The sequence below is a fragment of the Methyloceanibacter sp. genome, from assembly GCF_035650995.1.
GTDB lineage: Bacteria > Pseudomonadota > Alphaproteobacteria > Rhizobiales > Methyloligellaceae > Methyloceanibacter.
Genome location: NZ_DASRGO010000043.1, coordinates 1 through 7,243, shown reverse-complemented (window position 1 = coordinate 7,243; position 7,243 = coordinate 1). Strand labels below are relative to the sequence as shown.

Sequence of the window (7,243 nt, the reverse complement as noted above, 5' to 3'; positions counted from 1 at the left end):
AGAGCAGCGGATCGATCGGCGTCCAGCCGGTCATGAGAATCACCCCGCCGGCGATCAGCGCCGCCACCGAGCCGAGCAGGTCTCCGAGCACATGGATGAAGGCTCCGCGCACGTTGAGATTCTCCCGGTCGGCGCCTCGCAACAGGAAGAACGCGGCGACGTTCACCGCGAGACCGAGCACGGCGACGACCACCATGATGCCGCCCGACACTTGCGGAGTGGTCATCAGCCGCTCCACCGCCTCGTACACGATCCACGCGGCGATGGCGAACAGCGCAAGCCCGTTGGCAAAGGCGATCAGCACCTGGAAGCGGTCGAAGCCGTAGGTGCGTTTCCAGTCTGCCGGCCTCCGCGACAGCCGAAAACCGAACCAGGCGAGCGACAGCGAGGCGAAGTCGGTGAGCATGTGCCCCGCGTCGGCGAGCAGCGCGAGCGAGCCCGCGGCGATGCCGCCCGCCACCTCGGCGAACATGAAGAGACCGGTGATGAGCGCGGCAAACCCCATGCGCCGCTCATTATTGGCGTGCGTCTCCGCGCTGTGCGCATGGCCCTTATGACTTCGGCCCGCGTGATGGTGCTTATGCGAATGCGATCCGTGCATCGGCGTCATCCAAGCGTTTTGCGCGGATCGAGTGCGTCGCGCACCGCCTCGCCCACGAAGATGAGAAGCGACAGCATCAGTGCGATGACGAAGAAGGCGGTGAGGCCGAGCCATGGCGCCTGGAGGTTGTCCTTGCCTTGCGCCAACAGCTCGCCGAGCGAGGGCGAGCCCGGCGGCAGGCCGAAGCCGAGGAAGTCGAGCGAGGTAAGCGTGGTGATCGAGCCGTTCAGGATGAACGGCATGAAGGTGATGGTCGCCACCATCGCGTTCGGCAAGAGATGCTTGAACATGATCCGCAAATTGGACAGCCCGAGCGCGCGCGCCGCGGTGACGTATTCGAAGTTCCGCGCCCGCAGGAATTCGGCGCGCACCACCCCGACCAGAGCCACCCAGGAGAAGGCGAGCAGGATGCCGAGCAGGATCCAGAAATTCGGCTCGAACACCGCGGCGACGATGATGAGCAGGTAGAGCTGCGGAATGCTGGTCCAGATCTCGATGAAGCGCTGGAACAGGAGATCGGTCCAGCCGCCGAAATAGCCCTGCACGGCGCCCGCCGCCACCCCGATCAGCGAGGAGAACAGCGTCAGCACGAGCCCAAACAGCACCGAGATGCGGAACCCGTAGATGACCCGGGCGATCACGTCGCGCCCCTGATCGTCGGTGCCGAGCCAGTTCCATTCGAGATCGGCGTTGCACGGATGGAAGCCGTGCTCGACCGCGAGCTTGCAGTCCTCGGCGGTGAGCATCCAGGTCGGCTTCACCGGAAAGGCCATCGGCGGGTTCTTGTTTTGCGTATTGTAGGAGAAGCGGATCGGAGGCCAGATCGCCCAGCCGTCTCCGTGCTTGATCATCTCCTTCACGGCGGGATCGCGGTAGTCGGCCTCGGTCTCGAAGATGCCGCCGAAGGTGGTCTCGGGGTAGGAGGAGAAGATCGGCCAGTAATAGTGGCCCTCGTATTTCACCAGGATCGGCCTGTCGTTGCAGATGAACTCGGCAAACAGGCTGATGATGAAAAGGGTCAGGAAGATCCACAAGGACCAGTAGCCGCGGCGGTTGGCCTTGAACATCTCGATCCGGCGCCGCTGCAGCGCCGAGAGCCGCGTGGGGATCACCGGTACGCCTTGTGCGGTGACCTGCTCGGTGAGCGCGGTGTCGATCGGCGCGTCCATCGGGCTAGACCTCGCGCGTCTCGAAATCGATACGCGGATCCACCCACGTATAGGTGAGGTCGGAGATGAGATTGATAACCAGCCCGAGCAGCGAGAAGATGTAGACGGTGGCGAACACCACCGGATAGTCGCGGTTCACCACCGATTCGAAGCTCAAGAGCCCGAGCCCCTCGAGCGAGAAGATCGTCTCGATGAGGAGGGCGCCGGTGAAGAAGGCGCCGATGAACGCGCCCGGAAAGCCGGCGATGACGAGCAGCATGGCGTTGCGGAACACATGGCCGTAGAGCACCTTGTGCTCGGTCAGGCCCTTGGCCCGCGCCGTCATCACATATTGCTTCCTGATCTCCTCGAGGAACGAGTTCTTGGTGAGAAAGGTCGTGGTGGCGAAAGCCGACAACGCCATGGCGAACATCGGCAGCACGAGGTGCCAGAAATAATCGGCGATCCGCATCGGCCAGGACAGCTCGTGCCAGTTCTCGGAAACGAGCCCGCGCAAGGGAAAGATCTGGAGGAACGAGCCGCCCGCGAACAGCACGATAAGGAAGACGGCGACGAGGAAGCCCGGGATGGCGTAACCGATCACGATCACCGTGCTCGTCCATACGTCGAAGCGCGAGCCGTCCCTGACGGCCTTGCGGATGCCGAGCGGGATCGAGATGGCGTAGGAGAGAAGCGTCATCCACAGCCCGAGCGAGATCGACACCGGCATTCTCTCCTCGATCAGCTTGAGCACGCTCGTGTCGCGGAAATAGCTCTTGCCGAAGTCGAACAGGAGATAGTTCTTGATCATCATGGCGAAGCGTTCATAAGCCGGCTTGTCGAAGCCGAACTGCTTCTCGAGGCTCTTGACGAATTCGGGATCGAGGCCTTGCGCGCCGCGGTATTTTGACGGCGCCGAGACGTCGCCCGGAAGGCCGCCGCCTCCCGGACGCGGGCTCGTCGCGTCGCCCCCTCCGCCGCTGAACATTGAGGTCGCGCCTTGATCGGCACCGGTGAGCTGAGCGACGAGGCGCTCGACCGGGCCTCCCGGGGCGAACTGCACCACGACGAACGTCACCAGCATGATGCCGAACATCGTGGGGATGATCAGGAGGAGGCGGCGGAGGATATAGGCTGTCATTCGCTCCTACGCATGGTGTCCGGCAGGCTGCCCGCCCCTCGGCGCCCCGGTTTGCTGTGATGTCTGATGCTTACTGGATTCCGGAGGCGAGTGGAACCCGACACAGGGTCCTATTGGCAGGGTTATTCTGCGGCGCGAACTGGGCAGATTGCGGGTTTTCGCGGCGTTGGACGGACCCCAACTCAGTCCTTGCGCCTCCGCGCCCGCACGAGGGCGTAGGCGATGGCGGCCACGGCGAGCGCGCCGAGGATGAGCCAGAGCCTCGAAGGCCCTACCGTACCGTCCTCCGAGCCCCCGGTCTTGGCCGGGGCCGGGGTCGCGGCGGCAAGCTTCGCGGCCTTGGCTTGGTCGTACCACCATGTATCGAGAATGCCGCGGTCGAAGCGGGGTTTCACCTCGGGCCGCGAGAACTTGTCCCAATAGGCGATGTTGTAGGACGCCTTGTACCAGTGCGGCACCCAATAGTGCCCGGCCCTGAGCACGCGGTCGAGCGCGCGTGCCGCGGTGGTGAGCTCGTCCCGGTTCTTCGCCCCGATCACCCGCTCGATGAGCGCATCGACTGCGGGGTCCGAGATGCCGGCAAGATTGAGCGAGCCGTCCATCTTCGCCGCCTGCGAGCTGAAATAGCTCCTGAGCTCGACGCCCGGCGTGTTGCGCATCTGGTAGCGCTCGGTGGTGATGTCGAAGTCGAAATTCTTGAGCCGCTGCTGATATTGCGCCGGGTCGACCATGCGCATCGAGGCTTCGATCCCGAGCAGCTGCAAATTCTTGACGTAGGGCGCGACCAGCCGTTCGAACACGTCCTCGAAATAGAGGATCTCGAGCTTGAGCGGCTCGCCCTTGGCGTTGACGCGATGGCCGTTCTTGACGGTCCAGCCGGCCTCGTCGAGCAGCTTGCCGGCTTCGACCAGCAGCGTGCGGTCCTGGCCCGAGCCGTCGCTTTTCGGCGGCACATAGGCGACCCCGAGCGCTTCGTCCGAGACGGGCGCGCCGAGCGAGGTCAGCAGCGCGCGCTCCGCGTCCGACGGCGCGCCTTCCGCCTTCATCGGCGAATTCTCGAAATAGCTCTCGGTCCGCGTATAGAGCCCGTAGAACAGGTTCTTGTTCGTCCAATCGAAATCGAAGGCGAGGTCGAGCGCCTTGCGCACGCGGATATCGTTCAACGGCTCGCGCCGCGTGTTGAGGAAGAAGCCTTGCGTGCCCGACGGCGTCTCGTCGGGCAGCACCTCCTTCTTCACCTTGCCGTCGCGGATGGCGGGGAAGTCGTACTCGGTCGCCCACACTTTCGAGGTGAATTCCTCGCGGAAGTCGTAGGTCCCCGCCTTGAAGGCCTCCATCGAGGCGGTGCGGTCGCGGAAATATTCGAAGCGGATCCGGTCGAAGTTGAAGCGCCCGCGATTGACCGGCAGATCCTTCGCCCAATAGTTGGGATTGCGGCGATAGACGATGGTGCGTCCTTGCGCGACGCTTTCGACCAAATACGGCCCCGAGCCGAGCGGGGGGTCGAGCGTCGTCTGGTCGAAGGGATGCTCCGCGTAATAGGCCTTGGAGAAAATCGGCAGCGTGGCCACGGTGAGCGGCAAATCGCGCACGAGATCGCCCTTGAAGGTGTAGCGCACCGTGTGCGGATCGATGGCTTCCGCCTTCACCACGTCCTGGAGCATCTGGTGGTAGAGCGGGTGGCCCTTCTCCTTGAGTACGTCGAAGGAGAACACGACGTCGTCGGCGGTAAGCTCGGTGCCGTCGGCGAAATGCGCCTCGGGCCGCAAATGGAACGTCACCGACATGCGGTCGTCGGCGACCTCTGCGCTCTCGGCGACGAGACCGTACACCGCGTCGGGTTCGTCGCCCGCCGGCGTCATCAGCGTGTCGAACAGAAGCTCGAGCCCCTGCGCCGCGTCACCCTTGAGAATGTAGTTGTTGAGGCTGTTGAAGGTGGCCACTCCGCCCCAGCCGACGAGCGAGAAGGTGCCGCCCTTGGGCGCCTCGGGGTTGGCGTAGTTGAAGTGCTTGAAGTCGGGTGGATAGGCGAGATCGCCGAAGGCGGAGAGTCCGTGCTTTCGCTCGGAGGCGGAGGCCGGGGCGGCGATCAGGGCAATGATGAGGAGGGCAACCGGCCCAACGAAACGTCGCAAGGCGTTCGCACCGGCCATTATCTTTGCGTCGCGGACGAGGGAAGGGTGCTCGCGAGCTCTTGGTCGTACCACCAGACTTGCAGGAAGCCCGGCGTCAGCCGCGGCAGCACCTTGGGCTGGCCGTAGCGGTTCCAATAGGCGATGCGCACATTGGGCGAATACCATTGCGGCACCACGAGCTCGTTCCATTGCAGCACGCGGTCGAGCGCGCGCGTGGCGGCGACGAGCTCGGCGCGGTCCTTGGCGAAGATCACGTGATCGACCAGCCTGTCGATCGCCTTGTCCTTGATGCCGATCAGGTTCTGGCTGCCCTCGCGGCCGGCGGCGTCCGACCCCCAGAAGTCGCGCTGCTCGTTCCCCGGCGAATCCGACTGGGCGAAGGTATAGACGACGATGTCGTAGTCGAAGACGTTGAGCCGGCGCGCGTATTGCGCCGAATCGACCATGCGGATCGAACTCTTGATCCCGAGCTTGTCGAGATTGGCGATGTAAGGCTGCACGATGCGCTCGAACAGCGGCGAGACGAGCAGGAATTCCACGCGCATTTGCTGGCCCGTGGTGACGTTGGTGAGCACGCCGTTCTTGATTTCGTAGCCCGCATCCTTCAGCAACAGCGCCGCCTTGCGCAGATTGTTGCGCGCATCCTCGGGCGCCGCGTTGACCGGATTGTTGTGCACCTCGGTGAACACCTCGGGCGGCACGCCGTCCTTGACCTCGTTCAGGATTTCGAGCTCGCGACCCTCGGGCAGCTTCGGTTCGGCGGCAAGCTCGCTGCCCTGGAAGAAGCTTCCGACCCGCGCATACTGACCATAGAACAGGTTCTTGTTGGCCCATTCGAAATCGAAGGCGAGGTTGAAGGCCTCACGCACGCGGCGATCCTGAAATTGCGGGCGCCGCAGATTGAGCACGAAGCATTGCATCGGCTGGGTGCGCGCGATCGGGACCTCCTGGCGCTTGACGTAGCCGTTGCGAAGGGCGGGGAAATCGTACGCCGTCGCCCAGTTCTTGGCGCTCGACTCCTGCCAGTAATCGATGTTGCCCGCCTTGAAGCTCTCGAAGGCGACCGTCTCGTCGCGGTAGTACTCGAAGCGGACTTGGTCGAAGTTCCATTGGCCCTTGTTGACCGGCAGGTCCTTGCCCCAATAATTCGGGTCGCGCTCATAGGTGATCGAGCGGCCGGGCTGCACGTCCTTGATGCGGTAGGGACCCGAGCCGAGCGGCGGCTCGAGCGTGGTCTTCATCGGGTCGCGCGGGTTGCCGCTCGCGTCCTTCCCCGTCCAGTAATGCTTGGGAAGGACGGTGAGCTGCCCCATGATCATGGGCAGCTCGCGGTTGTTCTTCACGTCGAAATAGAAGGTGACCTCGTTCGGGCCGGTCTGTTCGGCGCGCGCGACGTTCTTGTAGTAGAGGCCCATGCGCGGGTTGGCCTCCTTGTTCACCCCGAGCGAGTAGATTACGTCCTCGGGCGTGATGGGCGTGCCGTCCTGCCAGCGTGCCTCGTCGCGGAGCTTGAAGGTGACCGAGGAGTAGTCGGGCGGATAGCTCGCCCATTCGGCGATGAGTCCGTACTCGGTCGAAGGCTCATCGAGACTGTCCTGCATCAGGCTTTCGTAAACGAGTCCAAGCCCGCCCGCCGCCTCGCCCTTGTAGAGCACGGGGTTGAGGCTGTCGAAGGAGCCGATGTCGGCCATGCGCACGAGCCCGCCCTTTGGCGCATCGGGATTGACGTAGCGGAAATGCTTGAAGTCGGCGGGGTACTCGGGATCGCCGACCAGCGACAATGCATGATGGTGGACGGAGGCGTCCTCGGCTTGGAGCGGGCCGGAGACGGCTCCGGCGAGAGCAACGGCAAGAGCGAAGCGTCGCAAGATCATGACCGACGTAACGAGCTCCATGTGAGGGAAGATTGGCGCGAGACCGGCGCTACATCGCCGCAGGTCGGGGCAGCCCAAAATTAGCATGGCGGGCCGCGCGACCAAATGAATTATCGGTCATGCGGCCCGCCACGCCATTGCGTCGGTTGAAGGTTGCGAACCGGGAGTTGCCCGGTCCGCAAAGCGCATTATTGGGGCGCCCCTTCGGGGTAAACCGGCTGGGGCTGGTTCGAGAGAGTGGAATCCTCGCCCGAGGGCGCGGCCTCAGGAGCAGCCGGCGTCTCGGCCGAAGGTGCTGCCTCGGGAGCCGGAGCCGGCGGGGTCTCAGCCGAAGGCGCAGCTTC

At 64.0% G+C, this 7,243-nt stretch carries 5 protein-coding genes; all 5 read right to left on the bottom strand.

What is annotated here, in order from left to right:
- Window positions 1-505, bottom strand: a 505-nt coding sequence (locus VFB18_RS03740; RefSeq protein ID WP_324971156.1) for a cation diffusion facilitator family transporter, incomplete at its 3' end; no start/stop codon positions are given.
- 101 nt (window positions 506-606) lie between these two features.
- On the bottom strand, window positions 607-1,770 hold the full coding sequence (locus VFB18_RS03735) for an ABC transporter permease (RefSeq protein WP_324971154.1): 1,164 nt from the start codon (window positions 1,768-1,770) through the stop codon (window positions 607-609).
- Between the two features lie 4 nt (window positions 1,771-1,774).
- A complete protein-coding gene (locus VFB18_RS03730) occupies window positions 1,775-2,890 on the bottom strand; it encodes a microcin C ABC transporter permease YejB (RefSeq protein WP_324971152.1) in 1,116 nt (371 codons plus the stop codon).
- 182 nt (window positions 2,891-3,072) lie between these two features.
- Window positions 3,073-5,043 (bottom strand): extracellular solute-binding protein, encoded by a 1,971-nt coding sequence (locus tag VFB18_RS03725; RefSeq protein ID WP_414675642.1) that lies wholly within the window; start codon window positions 5,041-5,043, stop codon window positions 3,073-3,075.
- Window positions 5,043-6,899, bottom strand: a complete 1,857-nt coding sequence (locus VFB18_RS03720; RefSeq protein WP_324971149.1) for an extracellular solute-binding protein — start codon at window positions 6,897-6,899, stop codon at window positions 5,043-5,045. The genes VFB18_RS03725 and VFB18_RS03720 overlap by 1 nt, the downstream gene beginning before the upstream one ends.
- Window positions 6,900-7,243 lie beyond the last annotated feature (344 nt).

Bases quoted from the DNA above. Each gene is read 5' to 3' on its own strand.
- VFB18_RS03735 (WP_324971154.1), bottom strand. From the start codon at position 1,770: ATGGACGCGCCGATCGACACCGCGCTCACCGAGCAGGTCACCGCACAA.
- VFB18_RS03730 (WP_324971152.1), bottom strand. From the start codon at position 2,890: ATGACAGCCTATATCCTCCGCCGCCTCCTCCTGATCATCCCCACGATG.
- VFB18_RS03725 (WP_414675642.1), bottom strand. From the start codon at position 5,043: ATGGCCGGTGCGAACGCCTTGCGACGTTTCGTTGGGCCGGTTGCCCTC.
- VFB18_RS03720 (WP_324971149.1), bottom strand. From the start codon at position 6,899: ATGATCTTGCGACGCTTCGCTCTTGCCGTTGCTCTCGCCGGAGCCGTC.